General features: G+C 40.0%; 19 protein-coding genes. 12 read left to right on the plus strand and 7 right to left on the minus strand.

Features of this window, described 5'->3' with window-relative positions; all coding sequences use genetic code 11:
- The first annotated feature begins 10 nt into the window (after positions 1 to 10).
- From HZL42_RS01290 to HZL42_RS01305, 4 genes are all read left to right on the plus strand, one after another.
- Positions 11 to 835, plus strand: coding sequence for a two-component system regulatory protein YycI (locus HZL42_RS01290; RefSeq protein WP_219053913.1), 825 nt, complete (start codon positions 11 to 13; stop codon positions 833 to 835).
- A gap of 26 nt (positions 836 to 861) precedes the next feature.
- On the plus strand, positions 862 to 1,674 hold the full coding sequence (locus HZL42_RS01295; RefSeq protein WP_255552519.1) for an MBL fold metallo-hydrolase: 813 nt from the start codon (positions 862 to 864) through the stop codon (positions 1,672 to 1,674).
- Positions 1,675 to 1,772: 98 nt separating this feature from the next.
- Positions 1,773 to 3,041: a S1C family serine protease gene (locus tag HZL42_RS01300; protein WP_219053915.1), complete on the plus strand. Its 1,269-nt coding sequence runs from the start codon at positions 1,773 to 1,775 to the stop codon at positions 3,039 to 3,041.
- Positions 3,042 to 3,211: 170 nt separating this feature from the next.
- Positions 3,212 to 3,547 (plus strand): hypothetical protein, encoded by a 336-nt coding sequence (locus HZL42_RS01305; protein WP_219053916.1) that lies wholly within the window; start codon positions 3,212 to 3,214, stop codon positions 3,545 to 3,547.
- A gap of 52 nt (positions 3,548 to 3,599) precedes the next feature.
- Here HZL42_RS01305 and HZL42_RS01310 read toward each other — a convergent pair whose 3' ends face one another.
- A complete protein-coding gene (locus HZL42_RS01310; RefSeq protein ID WP_219053917.1) occupies positions 3,600 to 4,361 on the minus strand; it encodes a MetQ/NlpA family ABC transporter substrate-binding protein in 762 nt (253 codons plus the stop codon).
- A gap of 174 nt (positions 4,362 to 4,535) precedes the next feature.
- Here HZL42_RS01310 and HZL42_RS01315 point away from each other — a divergent pair, with 174 nt between their 5' ends.
- From HZL42_RS01315 to HZL42_RS01325, 3 genes are all read left to right on the plus strand, one after another.
- Positions 4,536 to 5,903, plus strand: coding sequence for an aspartate ammonia-lyase (locus HZL42_RS01315; protein ID WP_219053918.1), 1,368 nt, complete (start codon positions 4,536 to 4,538; stop codon positions 5,901 to 5,903).
- Positions 5,904 to 6,270: 367 nt separating this feature from the next.
- Positions 6,271 to 6,750: a 23S rRNA (pseudouridine(1915)-N(3))-methyltransferase RlmH gene (gene rlmH / locus HZL42_RS01320; RefSeq protein ID WP_219053919.1), complete on the plus strand. Its 480-nt coding sequence runs from the start codon at positions 6,271 to 6,273 to the stop codon at positions 6,748 to 6,750.
- A 48-nt stretch (positions 6,751 to 6,798) separates the two neighbouring features.
- Complete coding sequence (locus tag HZL42_RS01325) at positions 6,799 to 7,716, plus strand: NAD(P)-binding domain-containing protein (protein WP_219053920.1); 918 nt, start codon at positions 6,799 to 6,801, stop codon at positions 7,714 to 7,716.
- Between the two features lie 76 nt (positions 7,717 to 7,792).
- On the opposite strand, the gene pnuC is transcribed toward HZL42_RS01325, so the two are convergent.
- The 3 genes from pnuC to HZL42_RS01340 form a co-directional block, all read right to left on the minus strand.
- The gene (gene pnuC / locus HZL42_RS01330; RefSeq protein ID WP_219053921.1) at positions 7,793 to 8,557 is read right to left on the minus strand and encodes a nicotinamide riboside transporter PnuC; all 765 of its coding nucleotides are present in this window, start codon (positions 8,555 to 8,557) and stop codon (positions 7,793 to 7,795) included.
- A 157-nt stretch (positions 8,558 to 8,714) separates the two neighbouring features.
- A complete protein-coding gene (locus HZL42_RS01335; protein ID WP_219053922.1) occupies positions 8,715 to 10,349 on the minus strand; it encodes a peptide ABC transporter substrate-binding protein in 1,635 nt (544 codons plus the stop codon).
- Between the two features lie 312 nt (positions 10,350 to 10,661).
- Positions 10,662 to 12,002, minus strand: coding sequence for an NAD(P)/FAD-dependent oxidoreductase (locus HZL42_RS01340; protein ID WP_219053923.1), 1,341 nt, complete (start codon positions 12,000 to 12,002; stop codon positions 10,662 to 10,664).
- A 277-nt stretch (positions 12,003 to 12,279) separates the two neighbouring features.
- On the opposite strand from HZL42_RS01340, the gene HZL42_RS01345 reads away from it, so the two are divergent.
- Both HZL42_RS01345 and HZL42_RS01350 read left to right on the plus strand, forming a co-directional pair.
- Entirely contained in the window at positions 12,280 to 13,107 is an 828-nt protein-coding gene (locus tag HZL42_RS01345; protein WP_219053924.1) for a zinc ribbon domain-containing protein, read from the plus strand.
- Positions 13,108 to 13,136: 29 nt separating this feature from the next.
- Positions 13,137 to 13,931, plus strand: coding sequence for a zinc-ribbon domain-containing protein (locus tag HZL42_RS01350; RefSeq protein WP_219053925.1), 795 nt, complete (start codon positions 13,137 to 13,139; stop codon positions 13,929 to 13,931).
- A gap of 68 nt (positions 13,932 to 13,999) precedes the next feature.
- Here HZL42_RS01350 and HZL42_RS01355 read toward each other — a convergent pair whose 3' ends face one another.
- Both HZL42_RS01355 and rpmJ read right to left on the minus strand, forming a co-directional pair.
- On the minus strand, positions 14,000 to 15,352 hold the full coding sequence (locus HZL42_RS01355; RefSeq protein ID WP_219053926.1) for an NAD(P)/FAD-dependent oxidoreductase: 1,353 nt from the start codon (positions 15,350 to 15,352) through the stop codon (positions 14,000 to 14,002).
- A 68-nt stretch (positions 15,353 to 15,420) separates the two neighbouring features.
- Positions 15,421 to 15,537 (minus strand): 50S ribosomal protein L36, encoded by a 117-nt coding sequence (gene rpmJ, locus HZL42_RS01360; protein ID WP_219053927.1) that lies wholly within the window; start codon positions 15,535 to 15,537, stop codon positions 15,421 to 15,423.
- Positions 15,538 to 15,701: 164 nt separating this feature from the next.
- Between rpmJ and HZL42_RS01365 the strand changes: the two genes are divergently transcribed.
- The 3 genes from HZL42_RS01365 to HZL42_RS01375 all read left to right on the plus strand — a co-directional run bounded on the left by HZL42_RS01365 (position 15,702) and on the right by HZL42_RS01375 (position 17,401).
- Positions 15,702 to 16,226, plus strand: a complete 525-nt coding sequence (locus HZL42_RS01365) for a GNAT family N-acetyltransferase (RefSeq protein WP_219053928.1) — start codon at positions 15,702 to 15,704, stop codon at positions 16,224 to 16,226.
- 75 nt (positions 16,227 to 16,301) lie between these two features.
- A complete protein-coding gene (locus HZL42_RS01370; protein ID WP_219053929.1) occupies positions 16,302 to 17,045 on the plus strand; it encodes an SDR family oxidoreductase in 744 nt (247 codons plus the stop codon).
- Complete coding sequence (locus HZL42_RS01375) at positions 17,045 to 17,401, plus strand: MerR family transcriptional regulator (protein WP_219053930.1); 357 nt, start codon at positions 17,045 to 17,047, stop codon at positions 17,399 to 17,401. The genes HZL42_RS01370 and HZL42_RS01375 overlap by 1 nt, the downstream gene beginning before the upstream one ends.
- Before the next feature lie 44 nt (positions 17,402 to 17,445).
- On the opposite strand, the gene HZL42_RS01380 is transcribed toward HZL42_RS01375, so the two are convergent.
- On the minus strand, positions 17,446 to 18,801 hold the full coding sequence (locus HZL42_RS01380; protein WP_219053931.1) for a glutamate--cysteine ligase: 1,356 nt from the start codon (positions 18,799 to 18,801) through the stop codon (positions 17,446 to 17,448).
- Positions 18,802 to 18,806: the final 5 nt, after the last annotated feature.

The raw sequence follows: 18,806 nt of genomic DNA on the forward strand, positions 1-18,806 counted from the left end.
GGGGTAGAAAATGAACTTTAAAAGAATTCAGATTATTTTTCTAATTACCTTTGTGATTATTGATATCATGTTATTTTCCATTATGAACCAAAATATTAATCCACAGTCACAAACTGATGGTTCTGGTGATTCCAACATCATTAAGGAGATGCGGAATGATCAAATTACGCTTAAAACGCCAACTAAGAACCATGGGACTGGTTACTACCTTTCTGGGGCTCGTGATAATCTAATTAGACAATCGGTGGGGCAGTTGGAAAATCAAACCACCCACTTTTCAGGGTATACGCTACAAAGTACTTTTAAGCGTCCAATTGCAATGTACTCATCCCATCCGGAAGAAAAGTTAAATCAATTAATTCAGAGCGATTCGTTTGTGATTAACGGAGATCAATACCAATATAATAGTCAGTTATCCACTAGCTCTACAATTGTTTATTCCCAAAAAGCCTATGGATCACAGGTTTACTCCAGCTATGGTGAGATTCGATTCAGCATTAGTGATAATAATGGAGATAAGCGACTGGAAAGTTATACCCAGACCTATTTAAATAACCTAACTTCGTTGCGTGAAAAAGCACAAACCATTTCTGAGGAACAAGCGTTAAGTGCACTCTACCAATACAATGAAATCCCAAATAACTCTAAAATTGAATGGACTAGTTTATCATATACTAAATATATTTCGGTAAAGCGAAACTATATCTTCATTCCAACTTGGGTGGTTGCATATAAAACATCCAATTCATCTAGTGTTCAAATTAAGTGTATTAATGCATTTAGTGGCTCAATTATTGATGATGAAAATTCCAAGAGTGCGGTTGAGAATATGTAGAAATTAATTAGGAACGCGTGATTAAATTGAATACAGATTTAGATTCACTTCAGGTTTCCATTCTTTCTAGTGGAAGTTCTGGAAATGTTGCATATATCCAAACTGACCAGCACCAAATTTTACTTGATGCTGGATTAAGTGGAATTAAAATTAGAAAGCTATTGAAAAAAATTGGGCGGTCGATTGATGATATTGACATGTTATTTATTTCACATGAACATTCCGATCACACCCAGGGGGTCGGTGTTTTAGCAAGACGCTGCCCGAAAATTAAAGTATTTGCCAATCAGGAGACTTGGGATTCACTTCCGGACTCACTCGGGGTCATTCCAGCTAATCAACAGGTAGTCTTTCCAGTTGGGACGATTCAAGCGTTTGGTGACATAACAGTTCAAAGTTTCGGAGTTTCTCACGATGCAGCGCTGGAACAATGCTATGTATTTAAACAGGGAGCTAAGCAATTCGTCTTAATTACTGATACGGGATATATTTCAGAATCAATTCAACATTACATTGCAGATTCAACTGCGTTCGCTTTAGAGTGTAACTATGATGTTGAAATGTTAATGAACGGTCCGTATCCATGGCCGTTAAAGCAGCGGATTTTATGTGATACTGGACATATGTCTAATGAAGATGAAGCAGAGGTATTAGCCAATGTGATCGGTGATGATACAAAGGCAGTTTTTCTTACACACCGTAGCCATCACAATAATACTAAGTTAGTTGCCCATCAAACAGTTTCCGAAATTTTAACTGATCGAGGACTAAACGTTGATGTTGATTTTAATTTGTATGATACGGATATTTGTGAACCTACAAAGTTAATAAAATTATAAGATGGTAAAAATCCGTTAAAAAAGCGTCATTTTCAATTAAAAATTAGGTATGATATTCATAAAAACAAGGGAGGAAGCGTTATACTAACGCGCTGACTATGAAATCTAAATCATTACTATTCAAAGTTGGGCTTACTTCATTAGTAACGGGGTTAGTTGGTGGTGGGATCGCCTATGGTGGAATCTCATATTTTCAAGACTATAACCCCCTTAGCAGTGAAGTGGCTGCCCCAGTTGGTTCCAATTCAGGCGGGACCACTAAAAATAGCAACCTAAAAGTGAACGTCCAAACCCAAGCTGAAACGGCTTTCAAAACGGTTAAAAATTCAGTAGTTTCAGTAATTAATTTGCAAAAAGTTAGCTCATCTAGTGACTCTTTTGCATCGTTATTTGGTGGTTCTTCAGGCTCATCTAAGTCCAGTTTACAGACTAGTAGTGAGGGATCTGGAGTAATCTATAAGACTAGTGGTAACACTGCCTATATTGTTACTAATAATCACGTGGTTGCTGGTTCATCAGCCCTGCAGGTTATTTTAAGTAACGGTCAAAAAATGCAGGCTAAGATTGTTGGTCGAGACTCAGTGACCGACTTAGCAGTGATTAAAATTAGTTCCAGTAAGGTAACTCAAGTTGCTTCCTTTGGCGATTCTGACAATGTTAAAGTGGGGGAAACCGCCCTTGCAATTGGGTCACCACTTGGGACAACGTATGCATCTTCACTGACCCAAGGGATTATTTCTGCGAAAAACAGACAGGTCCCATTAACAACTGAAAGTGGTCAGTCAACTGGAAACTATGCTTCTGTTATTCAAACTGATGCTGCAATTAACCCTGGAAATTCTGGTGGACCGCTAATTAACCTCGCGGGACAAGTTATCGGGATTAATTCAATGAAGTTATCCTCTGATACCTCTGGAACCAGCGTTGAAGGAATTGGTTTTGCCATTCCAAGTAACGAAGTGATTAAGATCATTAACCAGTTGATTAAGAGTGGTAAAATTGTTCGGCCCGCACTAGGAATTGAATACGTTGATATTTCAAACGTTTCTAGTGCTGATCGGAAGTCAGTCTTGAAGTTACCAGATAGCGTTACTTCCGGTGCAGCAATTATGACCGTCAATTCTAATTCCCCAGCTGCTAATGCTGGACTTAAGAAGTACGATGTAATTACCGAATTAGGTGGTAAGAAGATTACCAACCAGGATCAAATTAGAAATATTCTTTACACTTACAAGCTAGGTGATACGGTTTCACTTACCTATTACCGTGATGGTGAAAAGAAGACTACTAATGTTAAGCTAACTGAACAGTCTTCTCAATTGAAGATGAACGAGAATAGTAGCAGTAGTAGTAGTTCTGCAAAATAAAAAATATCATTTATAATAGTAAGGAAAGAAGTGGTTCGATAACTAATTGGTTATCGAACCATTTTTTATTTACATTGACTTTTAGATAATTAGTACATATAATATAATTAACATATAAACATATGTTTATATGTTAATTATGAACTGTTATATTCAAGGAGGAGATATTGATGGAACATAAAGTTGCGGAAACAAACGGCGAACACGTACATTCAATGAAGTGTGGTCATACAAAGTTATTACACAACGGGCATGTAGACTTTGTTGAAAGTAATGGGCACTTACATCATCGTGATGGTGACCATTTTGATGAATGTGAAATTGCAGTAGATAGTAACAACCCAGACCAAGAATCAGTTGTAATTGATTCTGAAATTCATAATGATAATTGCGGCCACCAAAAGGTAATTCATGGTGACCATGTAGATTACATTGTTAATGCACGCCTCCAACATGTCCACGGTGATCATGTAGATGATCACGGCACCGTTGACCCAATTGCTTAATAAATAGTTAAATCAAAATAACCATTCCTATTTTTCTAGGAATGGTTATTTTTTACCACTTTGGAATATTAGAACCGACTGATTTCTTTTGAATGTATTTCTTGTTAGCAGTACTTCTGAACGCGCGCACAATTTTACGGTATATTTTTTGATGCCGATCCTGCTTATTAACTACAATTACGTTTACATCGGCATCAGTTAACTTAGCAGGATTTTCTGAATAGAGGGCCTTTTTAGGACTTAGCCCAGCTTCCATAGCAAAGTTATTATTAACGACCGCAATGGTGGAATCACTCATATCACGAACCGTTTGGGCTGCATCAACTGTGAAGAAACGGAATTTATGCCGATTTTTAGTGACGTCGCTTACCTGTGGAACATTCGCGTGGTTTAATTTGAGTACGCCAGCTGACTGAAGTAAGCGTAGTGCTCGGGCCTTATTGGCATCATCATTTGGTAGGGCAATGGTATCACCGCTTTTAAGCTGGCTAAGCCGGTGAATTGAATTAGAATAGATTCGCATTGGAGCTGCGTATGTTTTCCCAATTGAGACCAGGTTTCCTTTATTTTCACGGTTCCAGGCCTTTAAAAAGGCGGTAGTTTGAAATGCATTAATATTGATTTCATTATGAAACAGGGAGTTGTTTGGCTGTCCGTATGAATTGAACTGGGTAAGCTCCAAATCAATCCCCTGGCGCCTTAGTTTTTGAACCGTTGGCTGCCATATTTTAACGTCCGTATCAATAATGCCCATTTTGACGCGGGTTAATTTTTTACCGCAACCGGCTAGGCTAGTAATGATAAGTAAAAACATAATTAAAATACTAGTCAATCTAATCGTTTTTTTCACAGTAGTTCCCTCGATAGTTAAAATATTGATACCAATATTTTAACATAAATGTGAGCATTCATATTGACAAATATTTTTAGGAATGTATACTTAATGTAACGTTTTATAACATAAGGTGAATTAAGGAGATGCATTTAGATGCGGATTGAAAAAGATTGTGTTGGCAAAATGGAAGTACCTGACGATGCTTTATATGGAATTCATGCACTACGGGCAGTGGGAAACTTCCCGATAACAAAGGAAAAGACGGACCCATTACTAATTGAAAGCTACATTGAAATCAAGAAAGCAGCTGCTCAAATGAATGCCAATGCTGGAACTTTGGATCAGGCAAAAGCAGCCGCAATTGTCGATGCATGTGATAAGTTATTACATGATGGTGATCAATCTGCATTTATCGTTCCATCCATTCAGGGTGGTGCCGGAACATCTACAAACATGAACACGAATGAAGTAATTGCAAATGTTGCAATGCGTCTGCATCCAGAGGTTAAGGTTCACCCAAATGATGACGTTAACCAGAGTCAATCTACTAACGATACCTATCCTACAGCTGGGAAGATGGCAATGTTAAAATTATTACCGCCACTTTGTGATCAGGTAAAACGCCTAATTGACCAGTTTACTAAGCTAAGCGAAGAATACAGTGACACCATTAAGGTTGGTCGGACTCAGTTGCAGGATGCCGTTCCTACTACATATGGGAAGAGCTTCCATGCTTATGCAACACTATTTACCCGGGACTTTAAACGAATTAAGGCAGCTATGAATGAGCTAACTACCGTTAGTCTTGGTGGAACCGCCATTGGAACTGGAGTTAATACTACTAAGTATTACCAAGAGCACGTCGTTGATGCGTTGAACGTTGTTTCAGGCTTGCAATTAAGTACTGACACTGACTTAATCGATGCAATTCAAAATAGTGACCACTTTATTACCTTCTCCGGAGTGTTAAAGACATTGGCTTTGGATCTTTCCAAGGTAAGTAATGACCTTCGTCTTTTGGGAAGCGGTCCTAAGGCTGGATTAAATGAACTTGCCTTACCAAAGCGTCAGGCTGGTTCCTCAATCATGCCTGATAAAATTAACCCGGTTATTCCAGAAGTAGTTAACCAGGTTGCGTTCGAAGTAGCAGGGTTTGATACGACCGTTACCATGGCTGCTGAAGCTGGTCAATTGGAGTTAAATGCTTTCGAACCAATTATGTTCAAGAGTATTTTAACCGGTGAGGAACACCTAACTGGAGCAATCAAGACACTGGTTGATAACTGTTTGAAAGGACTTAAGGTTAACGTTGAACAATGTGCGAGTGATGTCGATAATTCAGCCGTTACAGCTACGGTTCTAAGTCCTAAGATTGGGTATGAAAACACCACCAACCTGATTAAAAAGGGGCTTGCTGAGAACCGGTCAGTTAAAAACATCGCAATTGAAGAAAACCTCCTCCCAGTTGATGAAATTGAACATCTCTTTTCACCAGCCGTACTAACTAATGATGAAAAATAATTAAACTAAAGCTTTATCAGAACCAATCAGAATGATTGGTTCTTTTTTTGCGCTTAAATATTCATTCTAGTGATTAACCCCAATTGTTTGTGAAAAAATTTTTCTAAAATGGTAAAATATGCTAGTGGTTACAAAGAATTAAAATAATTAACTTGTGAATTATCAAGGGATAAAATGTGAAACAACTAGGTTTCACGTTGATTTATCAGTGTTTATTCATAATTGAGCTATTAAAACATTATCACTTATCCACAATCAATATATAGGGATTGTGGATAGGAGACATACTAAATACAGGCAGAGTTATCCACAAGTTATCCACAGGTTGATAAATTTCTGTGGATAACTAGAAGGGGATGTATAAAAAATGAACGTTAAATTAGTCGTTGTTGGCAAACTAAAGGAGAAGTACTTTAAGGCTGGGATTGAAGAATATGCGAAGCGCCTTTCTAGGTTTTGTAAGTTTAAAATCGTTGAAGTACCAGACGAACAGGCTCCTGAATCTTTAAGTCAGGCGCAAATGGATGAAGTGATTGAAAAGGAAGGTTCTCGAATCTTGGGGAAAATCAGTGATCGAGAATATGTATACGCATTGGCAATCTTAGGGAAGGAACGTTCCTCTGAGGAATTTGCAAAGGAAATTGACCAGCTAACCACTTACGGGCATTCTGACATTACGTTTGTAATTGGGGGTTCATTAGGCCTCTCCGCTGCAGTTCTAAAACGGGCAGATACCCAGATTTCATTTGGCCGGTTCACGTTGCCCCACCAGTTAATGCGGTTGGTTTTAACAGAGCAAATTTACCGGGCTTTTATGATTAATGCGGGTTCTCCTTACCATAAGTAGCTAGTTTGTTCTATAATGAATCCAATTAGACGTTAAGGAGCTGACTTCATGGCTAGAAAAATTGGAATTATTGGATTAGGACACGTTGGATCAACCGTTGCCCACCAGATTATCGTTTCTGGATTGGTTGATGATCTAGTGTTGATTGATACAAATGAGAAGAAATTACAAGCGGACGGGTTGGATTACCTTCAGGCAATGCCAAACCTAGCCACTAAAACCAACATTATTATGAATGATTATCAAGCACTAAGCGATGCGGATATTGTTATTTCTGCATTGGGGAACATTGGGGTTGAGGAAGATGGTGATCGGTTTGGTGAGCTGGCGTTTAATATTAAACAGGTTAAGCAGGTCAGTGCCAATTTAAAGCAGATTAACTATTCAGGAGTACTAATTGTGATTACCAACCCCTGTGACGTTATCACCCAAGCTTATCAACAGTTTACTGGCTTTGATAAAAAACGGGTCTTTGGAACTGGAACGATGCTTGACTCTGCCCGGATGAAAACCATTGTGGGGGCGGAATTTAATGTTGATCCCCGTTCAGTAAATGGATTTAACCTTGGTGAACACGGTAATTCACAGTTCACAGCTTGGTCAACGGTATCTGTCCGGGGACATTCAATGGCGGAATTAAATCAAGATGGGCACTTGGATTTAGAGGCCCTTTCTAAAAAATCAATCATTGATGGGGATAAAGTATTCTTCGGGAAGAACTACACAAACTACGCAATTGCTGCTGCCGCAACTAGGTTAGCCACCATCGTTTTAAACGACGGAAATACCGAAGTGGTGGTTTCAAACTATCGTCCTGATTTCAATAACTACATGTCATACCCAGTAATTGTTGGTCGGCATGGAATCATTGAAGACGTGCCAATCGATTTAACCGCTGATGAGCACGATAAATTAGCTAAGTCCGCTCAATTTATTACCGATAACTTTAATAAGTTTAAAAATTAACAATAAAGCCACCAGAACTTAATCTGGTGGCTATTTTAGTTTGATTAAAGTTAATTAATTTGCTGTTGAAACTTGATTATTCGTTATGCCGCCAGAGCCAGTAACCATAAATGGAGTTGATAAGCTTCATTATCTGGAGGGCTAGCATGGTGGTGGATGCGGGGCTAAGGGCCTGGAATTGATTAAACCAGATGACTAAGCTGATGACGTTTAAAATGATCCATGCCACCCACTGGGAGCTGTACCCATACGTCATTAGAATCTGCCCCACAATTCCTAGTGGAAGGAGGGCGGCGTCCAAATAAATTTGGGTCCCGTTTAGGGCCTTGCTAAAGTGGAGGACAATCAGGTAGCTAACGATACATACAATTGCCCAGCAGACTCCCTGGACGAATGTCATTTTACGAGCAGTTAATTCCTGATTGTCTGATTGGTGATTTATTTCAGCGTTCCAAACTGATAACCCGACAAATTGCATGATCCAATAAAATAACTGGGCGGCAATGTCGCCAATTAGATGGTTCACAGCGGCAATGATGAGCCAGACGGTGACGCTAATTAATCCCCAAAAGTAATTGGTGATGCGACCCTGATCAACTAGGATGAGGTTGATAACCGTTGAGATGGTGGTTGCTAACCCAACCCACCCGAGCCATGAAAAATCCTTAGCAAAGATGAAGACAATCATGTTAGTAATGGTCATCAACACTAATAAGATTAGGGTAAACGGGCGGAGCGATACCAACTCGTTAATAATTCGCTGGGGGTCAAAAATGACCTTTAAATCATTCGGAAGGCGGCGAACGCCATTCCAAAATGAGGTGATTCCAAGTGTTTGCATATAAAAATCTCCTTGTTGTTTTTAGCCAGCCGTGTTCGGAAGCAACGCTGGTTGTGTAATTAAAATTACAGCAAATTAATTGGTACTAATTATACATGATTGCAGACAAATAAAAAACACCACTAATGTTAAATTAGCGGCGTTTTGAACGGGGCGGTTATTTTACATATGCATTTGCGAAATCCCAAATTGGTCCGTTCGGGAAGTATTTAATTCCCTTAACGTTGGATTTGATAACTTCAGGCATACTCTTTTGGTAGAGTGGGATTACCCCTTGGTCTTGCATGATAATCTTTTCAGCATTCACGAGGTCGTCCCAGCGCTTAGCAGGATTATTTGCATCTTGATCCTTAGAACGGTTAACCAGTTCATCGTATTGCTTATTTGACCACTTGGACGTGTTAATCGGATTAGTGGAGACCTTAGTTTGTAATGGTGAAACCGGATCGGTAATTGATGGGTTCCAACCAGAGACGCTGATCTGGTATTGGGACTTAAGTGAGCGGCCAGATGCGGTAGTGTGGGGAAGGAGTTCATTGGTTACCTTCAAACCGGGGAGCTTTTCAAGCTGACTTTGGAGGAACTCATTTAGTTGTTTGCTAGCGTCATCATCACTGTTCATGATTGAAACGCTAACCGTTTTGAGGCCCTGTTCTCTTAACCCTTCGTTCCAGAGTTGCTTAGCCTGCTTGAGGTTGTAGCTTGCGGCTGCGGGCACGTAGGATGCATCTGCGAAGTCCTTTCCATTTCGGGAAGCAAGGTTTTCTTGGACGAATCCCTTAGCAACTAGCGATCCATCACCTAGAAGGTCGTTAACCAGTTGGTTTCGGTTAATTGCAAGCGAGAGGGCGCGTCTAAGCTTCCAGTTCTTAAATGCAGGAGCCTTTGCCTGGTTGATTGAGAGGTAGTTCATTGAAAGTGTAGGCCGGGTAACTAGTTGTTTGCTATTCTTGAAGTTTTTAACCTGTTGTTTACCGGAGAGTTGTAGTTCGTCTAACTTACCAGTTTGGTATTGATTCAAACCGGTTTGGGGATCCTTCACCACGTGATAATTGATGTTGTTCAACTTAGTGGCGCTGGCGTTCCAGTAGTATGGATTCTTCTTTAGTGTCCACTTGTCGTTACTTCCGGTCCACTTAGTAACCGTAAATGGTCCGTTTGACACAATCTTTTGGCTGGTGGTCCCGTAACTATTGCCATATTTCTTAACGGCAGCTTCACTCTGGGCGTAGAAAATCGGGAGGGTTACCAATGTCTTAAAGTAGGTCTGTGGTTTTACCAGGTGGAAGACCAGCTTGTACTTTCCTTCAGCCTTAACCCCTAGGGTACTCAATGCGGCCTTTTGATTTTGAATCTGGTCGTATCCAGTAATGTTGCCAAGGTAATACCCCATTTGAGAAGCAGTTTTAGGATTGGCACTTCTTTGAATTCCATAAACAAAGTCCTGGGCGGTCAATTGCTTGCCATCACTCCATTTAGAATGGCGGAGGTTAAACGTATACGTCTTGCCGTCCTTTGAAACGGAGTAGCTCTTTGCAATTCCAGGGGCGACTTTATTTTCACCGGCAAGCACTAATAACCCTTGGTTACTGTTGTATAACGTTTGATCACTAGTTTGATCAACTGCTTTGGATGGGTCCAAAGTGGTAATTGATGCCGGACTCATCCAGTTGAGGGTCTTCTTTGAAGTTGCATCTGATGAGTTTTTAGTGCTTCCACAGCCTGCAAGCACCAAAGCTGCAGCGACTGCGGTTAATCCTAACTTACTAACTTGCTTGAAACGGGTTTCCATAAATCTCTCACTCCAATATCAATAAATTAATTTTAACAAACAAAAAAGGGCCCATTGAATATCGCAATGCGACATCCAACGGAACCCTTCTAAATATTCTCAATTGTCCTAATTCAAAACTGTGTTCAACTAATCCACAAAACTAGCACAAAAAGATTTTAGAAACATTGCTACCGTCAATGTCGACTAAAATTGAACACATCAAACATTCAGTTTTGGCGAATTTAAATGACATAGCAATATTTCCTCCGTTCGTTTTAAATTATTATTAATATATCATTAAGAATTAATTAAAGCAACCCTCTATTTTCATTAAATTAAGTTTTTCCAACCCTCATGCATAATTGATGGGAATAGGGGTGCTAGTTGTTCCCGTTGTTCCCGGTTTAATTTCAGTGCGATGGCAGGAAGAACCCCATTAATGAAATCTTCGGCTTCTTCACTAACTTCGGTCGCACCAACAAGGTGGTCATCGTGGTCAAAAATCAACGCTTGATCAGCGATTTGATCCTGAGTGATTTGGCGGAACCAGGCCCCTGTAACGTCACTTTCGACTAGTTGGTACTTGTCAGGGTTAGCCTTAGCTTCCTCAATTGAAACCCCGGCTTCAGCGATTCGTGGGGATGTGAACGTTACCGTTGGCACCACGTATGGCTTCATATCTGCGTTAGTGTCACCCATGATGACGTGGGCAATGTAGTTAGAATGGTGGGTTGCGGTTGGGGTTAGTTTGGGTTGATCGGTATTGGCAACGTCCCCAGCAGCAAAGATGTTGGCAACGTTGGTTTGCAGCTTACCATTAACGGTAACGCCCCGGTCACTATAATCGATTCCCAATTCGTCCAGTCCGTAGCCAGTTAAGTTAGGGTTCCGACCGGTTGCATCTAAGATCCAATCAGTTGCTAGCTTTTGGCCATCACCATATTCAACGAATAACTGGTCGCCATCCTTGGTAAATCCACTTACGTTAGCGTTCTTAATGAACCGAACGCCCCGGTCAGTTAAATCAGCCATTACCTTTTCAACGTATGGCTGGTGGAACTTACGCAGTGCCCGGTCGCCATGCATCATGACGGTGACATTGCTACCAAATGCATTTGCAATCGTAGCAAATTCCATACTGATGTATCCTGAACCGACGATAGTCATGTGTTTTGGAAGCGGTTCTAAGTCCAAGAAATCCTTGCTATCATGGGTTAGTTCAACGCCAGGAACGTTCAACTTATTAGGGTGTAACCCGGTTGCGATAACGAACTTATCTGAAGTGTATTTCTTGCCATCGATATCAACAGTGTGGGCATCAACTAATGTTGCCCAACCACGAATAACGTCAATTCCAGCGTTAACGAACCGCTTTTCCATGTTCTTATCAAGTGGTCTGATTACCTGATGCTTGTGTTCCATATTAGCGTCCCAGCTAAGCTTTAAATTACCCTGAGCAATTTTGGCTAACCGTTCTTGCGTCCGGGCTAATTCAACGGCCCCATCTAAGACAACTTTGGCGTTACAAGCCCAGTTTGCACATGTGCCACCCACGCGTTCGGCTTCGATCTTAGCGACCTTGTAGCCGTTTTTAACCAGTAGGGAAGCCCCATCTGAAGCATGGCCGGCCCCAATGAACATTACATCGTAGTCATATTGCGGATTTTGCATTGCAATTCCTCCTTAAATCGATAACTTGCTACAAAAAAGGAGCGTTACCAAGAGCGCTTCTGTTTTTGTTTTTAATAACAATCGGGGGATGATTCCCCTTCTATTTCAATTCTTATAATATCATAAAATAGTTTGTACACAAGTTATGTCCCTAACTATATTATGCTTTCCTGCTAAAATCTGAGAAGGAAAATTGATTTATTAATTAAATGTTGAATAAAATTAAATTGTCAACTAAAATTAGAATATATTAATTTTTTTGGAGGAATTTTAAATAATGAAAACGTGTCCAAATTGTGGAAGACAAGTTGAAAATAATTCAAAATTTTGTACATATTGTGGGTATAAATTTATTGACCCAAGCAATGACTCAGTGGTGAGTAATCCTGAAAACAAGCAATCACAATCTCAATCCCGTCAGCAATCAAATCAGCATTGGGATGAGAAAACCAAAGAGGCAAAGCGTTTCTCGAAGAACTACTTTCAATGGTTTAAGGATACTTTAAAACACCCAACTGCGTTGAATGATAGTTCCCATAAATTTTTTGGACTTACATCGTTGATTATTTCATTGGTATTGATTGCCTTGAATATTATCCAAGGGTTCCGTGCATTCGTTGCACTTGGACTTAGGATGGCCGGTGGAATCTTGGGTGGAGCAACTAGCGGACTGGATGCGACTTCATCACTATCAACAATTACCGGCAGTTCTGAGTATGGGAATATTGTATCATCAGTTTTTATTCACTTATTTGTCTACATAGTGTTAGCACTATTAATAACGGTTTTAATTCCATTTGCAATTCGAAAGGCGTTTTATAAGGATCGAATTTCCTTATGGAACTTCATTAATCAATTCGCATCCTATTCCAATTACGTCTTGTTAATTGAACTGTTAGCATTAATTTTCTTTACGTTAAGCGTGTTTGTAATTTTCTCATCAATCTTATTATCAATTGTTTCATTAGGTTACTTAATCGCATTCCTATTCTCCATTTTCTCTACCAATGAAAGAAATGGATTAGACCGGATTTATGCAGTGTTAATTGGATTGTTTGTTGAAACATTGCTAATTATGATTATATCAGTTGGAATTGCATTTTAACTTTATTTGAATAAGAGGGGGAATTACAAATGAAATTTTGTCCAAATTGTGGCACCAAAGTTACTGATAATACTGAATTTTGTCCAAATTGTGGTTACCAATTTAAAGACGTAGCTGATCAACCACAGCCAAATCATATTTATGATAGCGCTGAACGCAACGATGCTGGTGCAAATAGCAATGTTAATGACCAGAGCCAAATGCGTACCCAACCGAAAAAGAAGGCAAACAAACTAGTGATTTCATTGGTTGCGATTATCGTGTTACTACTAGCTGTGGGTGGCTTTGCTGCTTACAAGTTGGTCTTAACCCCAGGAAATCAACAGTCAGCTAAGAGTAGTTCTAGTTCCAGCTCCGCTAGTACATCTTCTGCAAGTAGTAGTTCTGCAGCCAGCGTTAGCTCGGCATCCAATTCACAAAGTAGTGCCTCTAATACCACGATTTCAGCTAACGATGCCAATGATGTTTTAAGTGGGGTGTTTAGCTCTGCAGCTGATGATATTTCAGGTGATGGCGATGCTAGTGATATTGCTAGTAACTTTGTCGGAGGAACTGGAAATTCTGGTTACCAACAATTAGCAAGCTGGGTGAAAGGCCAGAACGGTAGTGATAGTATTAGCTCTGTAACGATGAATGTTCAAAATCTCACGACTCGTGGCAACGATGTAAACTTCCAAGTTAAGTATGATTTCTCACATACTAACGGGGAACGGGATCACATCCAAGTGTTTGATTGGCATGGTAAGATGGAAAATGATAACGGCCAATTGATGATTCAAACATTAACTGGTTCCCATACAGCAGCATCTGATTATTATGAATAATTCGTTTAACAACACAAAAGCACTTTCCAAAAATCAATTGGAAAGTGCTTTTTGATTACCAATAATGACTATCCTGGTAAGCCACCACTTAATAACTGGAATAGCCCAAAACTTTCGTCTGGGAATGCCATAATCATTTCTTCATCCACATCTTCTGGTTTCATGTGTTTGCTAATCATGACTGCCAATAGGTTCGCCAATTGAACGGCTTGGTTTCCTAAAATTGTGGCGCCCACGATTTCGTTTGCTTGGTTTAAAACAACCGTAGCTTCGGCCCTTGGCTCGTTCTTAGTTTCAAAAACAAGCATGCCGTATGGGATGGTCTTAACTTGGTAACGGTCGTCATCCTTAGCGTCTTCAACCTTAACCCCCACTTGAGAAAGCCGTGGTAGTGAAAATAGAACTTCGGCAATTGGCGGGTAATTGATTGCTTCGCTAGATTCGCCAATGATTTGCTTAGCAATGTAGTTAGATTCGTATGCTGCGGTAGGGGTGAGCTTTGGAATTGACTTCTTAATTACGTCTCCACTAGCAAAAATATTTTCAACGCTAGTTCTTAGGTGGTCATCAACCTCAATTCCGGCAGAGTCGGCCTTGATACCTAGTTCAGCTAGGCCCAGTTGTTCGTAATTAGCAATTCGACCGGTTGCATCAAGCACGTAGTCTGTTGAGATTTCCTTCCCTGCATCGGTTTTGACTACGAGGCCATCTTCAGCTTTAGTTACGGATTCAACGTTTTGGTTGAATTCAAAGTTAATCCTGTGGCTTTTAAGTTGCTTAGTTAGCTTTTGTACGTACTTAGAATAGAAGGCCTTGAGCGGTTTGTCCGATCGATGAACGATGGTTACTTCTGCCCCAGCAGCCCGGGCAAGGTCGGCAAATTCGTATGAAATTACCCCAGCTCCAATAAACGTAATCCGCTTTGGCATTTCAGGAATATCGAGGAAGTCACGGCTATCATGAAGGAATTCCTTTCCTGGAATATCTAATTTAGCGGGGCGAAGTCCAGCCCCAATGACGATGTAGTCAGCTTCAAATTCATCGTCGCCAACTTTAACGTGGTGGGGGTCACTAATTTGGCCCCAGCCATTTAGGATATCAATTCCCATCTTAGGAAATGCTTCTCTAATCGCCTTGTGGTCGGGATCTGAATCCAAAATTTTGTGTTTGTATTGCATTAAACTAGGCCAATCGATCTTTAATTCGCCTGTTAATCCAGTGTTTTGGTATGCATTTGCTTGGTGGATAACGTCTGCAGGACCGTCTAATAGGATCTTGGCGTTACATCCGTAGTTGGTACAGGTTCCAAAAATTTTGTCCCCTTCAACAAGCGCAACCGATTTACCAGCTTTGGCTAGTTTAACAGCACCGTGCCAAGTAGCATGGCCACTCCCAATAAAGATAACATCGTATTTTTTCATTCTAAGCTTCCTTTCTCTTTCCAAAAGAATGGCTGCTAAATCTTATTGATCTAGCAGTCGTTTAATCCCTAACCTTGCCGTTGTTTTAGCTTAGGGTTCTTCTTATTAATAATGTATACGTGGCCCTTTCTATGAACCACTTGACTATTTTCATCCCGTTTTTTAACAGATGCTTTAACTTTCATTGCTTAATAGCCCCCTTTAAAACAAATCCATCGTGTACTTACTTTTTGTATTTGTTAAGTATATTAACACAACCGTAATCAAATCTACAATTAAAAAGCTCACACCAAATTTAGAGTGGTTATTTTAGTAACAAAATTTGATATAATAATATAATAGATTGGAGATGTTTAATATCGAGGCTTTAATCGAACAATGCACGGTAAATGATGTTCGACAATTACAAACGGTTAGTCGGAATACCTTTGCTGATACATTTGGTGCGGATAATACACCTAAGGATATGGCTAGGTATCTTGAAGCAGCTTATAATATCGATAAATTAACGCGTGAAATTCAAGATCCAAATTCATTTTTTTACTTTATTAGGGTCGACCAGAGCATTGCTGGATACCTTAAATTAAATATGGATAGCGCCCAAACCGAAGACATGGGGCCAGAGGCTCTAGAAATCGAGCGGATTTATATCGATGCTAACTACAAACACCAGGGGCTTGGGGGCCAATTACTTGATAAGGCAGTTGCAGAAGCTAAGCAACACCACAAGCATAAAATCTGGTTAGGCGTCTGGGAACATAACGAAGCTGCCAAGGGCTTTTACGACCACAAAGGATTTAAACCATTTGGCGACCACGATTTTATCGTTGGCTCAGATCGACAACGGGATATTTTAATGGCTAAATCAATTTAATGGTTCTTTTTATTTGCGCTATAGTTAACTATAAGGTTTATGCTATTACCAAATAGTTAAGGAGGCCATACTAATATGACATTAAAAGATAAGGTAATTGTAATTACGGGGGCAAGCTCTGGAATGGGTGCTGCTACGACTAAGTTAGCGGTTGAACAAGGCGCTAAAGTAGTGATTGGTGCACGGAATAACGAAAAACTCTCCGCTTTGAAACAATCCACTAGTCATCCAGAAAACGTGGTTACTAAGGTTACCGATGTTTACAAACTAGCCCAAGTTGAAGCACTGGTTAAAACAGCGGTGGATGAATTTGGAAAATTAGATATCATCTATAATAATGCTGGAATTATGCCTCAAGATACGATTGCTGACAGTGATCCAAATTCTTGGCAACAAATGGTGGATACTAATATCATCGGGGTTTTAAATGGAATTAAGGCTAGTCTTCCATACATGCACAAGCAGGGGTATGGATTGATTATGGCAACCGACTCAGTTGCAGGGCATGTTTTATACCCTGGTTCAGCTACTTATAATGGAACTAAGTTTGCCGTTCGGGCAATCATGGAAGGGCTCCGTCAAGAAGAACATGGTAATGGCATTAAGACTGGAATTGTGTCACCAGGAGCGGTTAATACGAACCTCTTTGATAGTGTTGGTAACAAGGATATCGAAGCTGGTTTAAGAAAGATGGCTGAAGACAAAAATATGGCATTGAGCCCAGAAGACGTGGCTAACGCTGCAATCTTCATGATGAGCCAGCCACAAACCGTTGATGTAAATGAAATTATCGTCCGGCCAACAGGGCAAAGCATCTAATGCGGATTACCGAAGTCGCAAAGCGATTCTCAATTACCACCCAGACCCTTCGCTACTGGGAACGGATTGGTTTGTTAACGAACGTTAAAAAGGACGCCAGTGGTTACCGTAATTACGATGATGATAATTTGGAACAATTAAAATTCGTTACTTGCATGCGGAATAACGGGATGTCTATTGCCGCCCTGCAAAATTATCTAGCACTATTTAAACAGGGTCCCGCAACATTAGGTAAACGAAAAAAAATCATTCGAGATCAAATCTACAATATTGATCATCAAATTGATTCATTAAATGAAGCGAAGCAAATGCTAAGTTATAAATTAGAGCATTATGATGAATTATTTGGTAAATAAATAGAGTGTGGAGAACATTTTGCTCCACACTCTATTTTTAATTGCTATACTTCCCAGCTACCGCCAAATAGATATTCCTTTAAATCTTCGGCACTCGGTTGGTCATTATCTTCAAAACCACGGAACGGTCTTAATGCTTGTAGCGCACCGTTTTGGTAATCACTACCTAGTTTAACTGCGTATTCAACTAGTGAGTTATCCTTAATTTTTTCCTGAAGCTGACCACTTGGGGTTAATTGAGGGTACTTAACCCGTAGTCCCATATCCTGAATAATTTCTTGGTATTCAGGACCAGCTTGAATAGAGTTAACAAAGAACTTTAATTGCCGAATCAATGATGTTGCATGAGTCCGGTAGGTACATTCATCGGGCTTTTCGAGGGCAACTGTATCGTTCATTTCATTTGCCCGATTCAATGTCTTAACCACCTCACTTGGCTTTAATGAAGGGGTCATGATAAAGTAGGTTGCCATCAGCCGTAAGAACCGAATCGTTCCAGTTCTAATTCCAATCGAACTGCTTGGATCCAGATCGAGCATCCGTAGTTCAATATATTGAATTCCAGACTGCTTCATCTTATCTAGATCGTTATCACCACGTAATCTAACGGGGCCTTGTCCTTCAGCAGTGGTTAACAAGGTCTTATTCTTAACGGCTTCATTCATCGAATCTACGTATGAGTCTAGATTCGTATAGTCAGCAAAAAACTTTGCTCCAAACCCGAAACTGGTACTTTGCCGTAAGCTCCGTACCGGATGCTTAGGACGGTTTTCATTATCAAAATAATTTTCTTCTGCAATGGGACTTGCGCCAAAGAGATATGTGATTAACCACCGGTATCTAATAAAACCTTGTGCGATTGTCATGTATAAGTAGTTTTTAACCTCTTGTTCCGATTTAAATCGGTTCGGAAAGTTTTCATGAATAATTCTAATGATATGGGGACTAATGCTTAAATTGACGTGGGTTCCACAAGGAGCTCCTTCGGAAATACTGTGCTTTTTTAACCAGGTTTCAAAGTATTTTTGCTTTTTAGGTGTGGTATGGGCAATTAAGGACTTATCCTTAACTTTAGGCATAATTGGGGGCATTGATAGTGGCCATAAGATCTCACCAGGTGACAATGCAGTTCTTAATGCTGTATTAATACTGTATAGGTAGTGAACAGCATCAATGGCGTTATTTGCTGGTGGGGTAACGACTTCGGACATGGCTTCTAGAAAGTCGTTTGTGATCCATGGGTTCGTGATTTCATCACCAATTGTATTGGGGTATGGTTCAACGCTTAGGTGACCAGTTTCATCGGCCCGATCCATTTCAACTTCAAGGCCCATCTTAAAGTCGGAAATTTTAGAAACAGCTTCATTATCAAAAATAACTTGGCCAATTTTACTAAACATAGTAA

It is taken from the genome of Lactobacillus sp. Sy-1 (genome assembly GCF_019303535.1).
Taxonomy (GTDB): Bacteria; Bacillota; Bacilli; order Lactobacillales; family Lactobacillaceae; genus Nicoliella.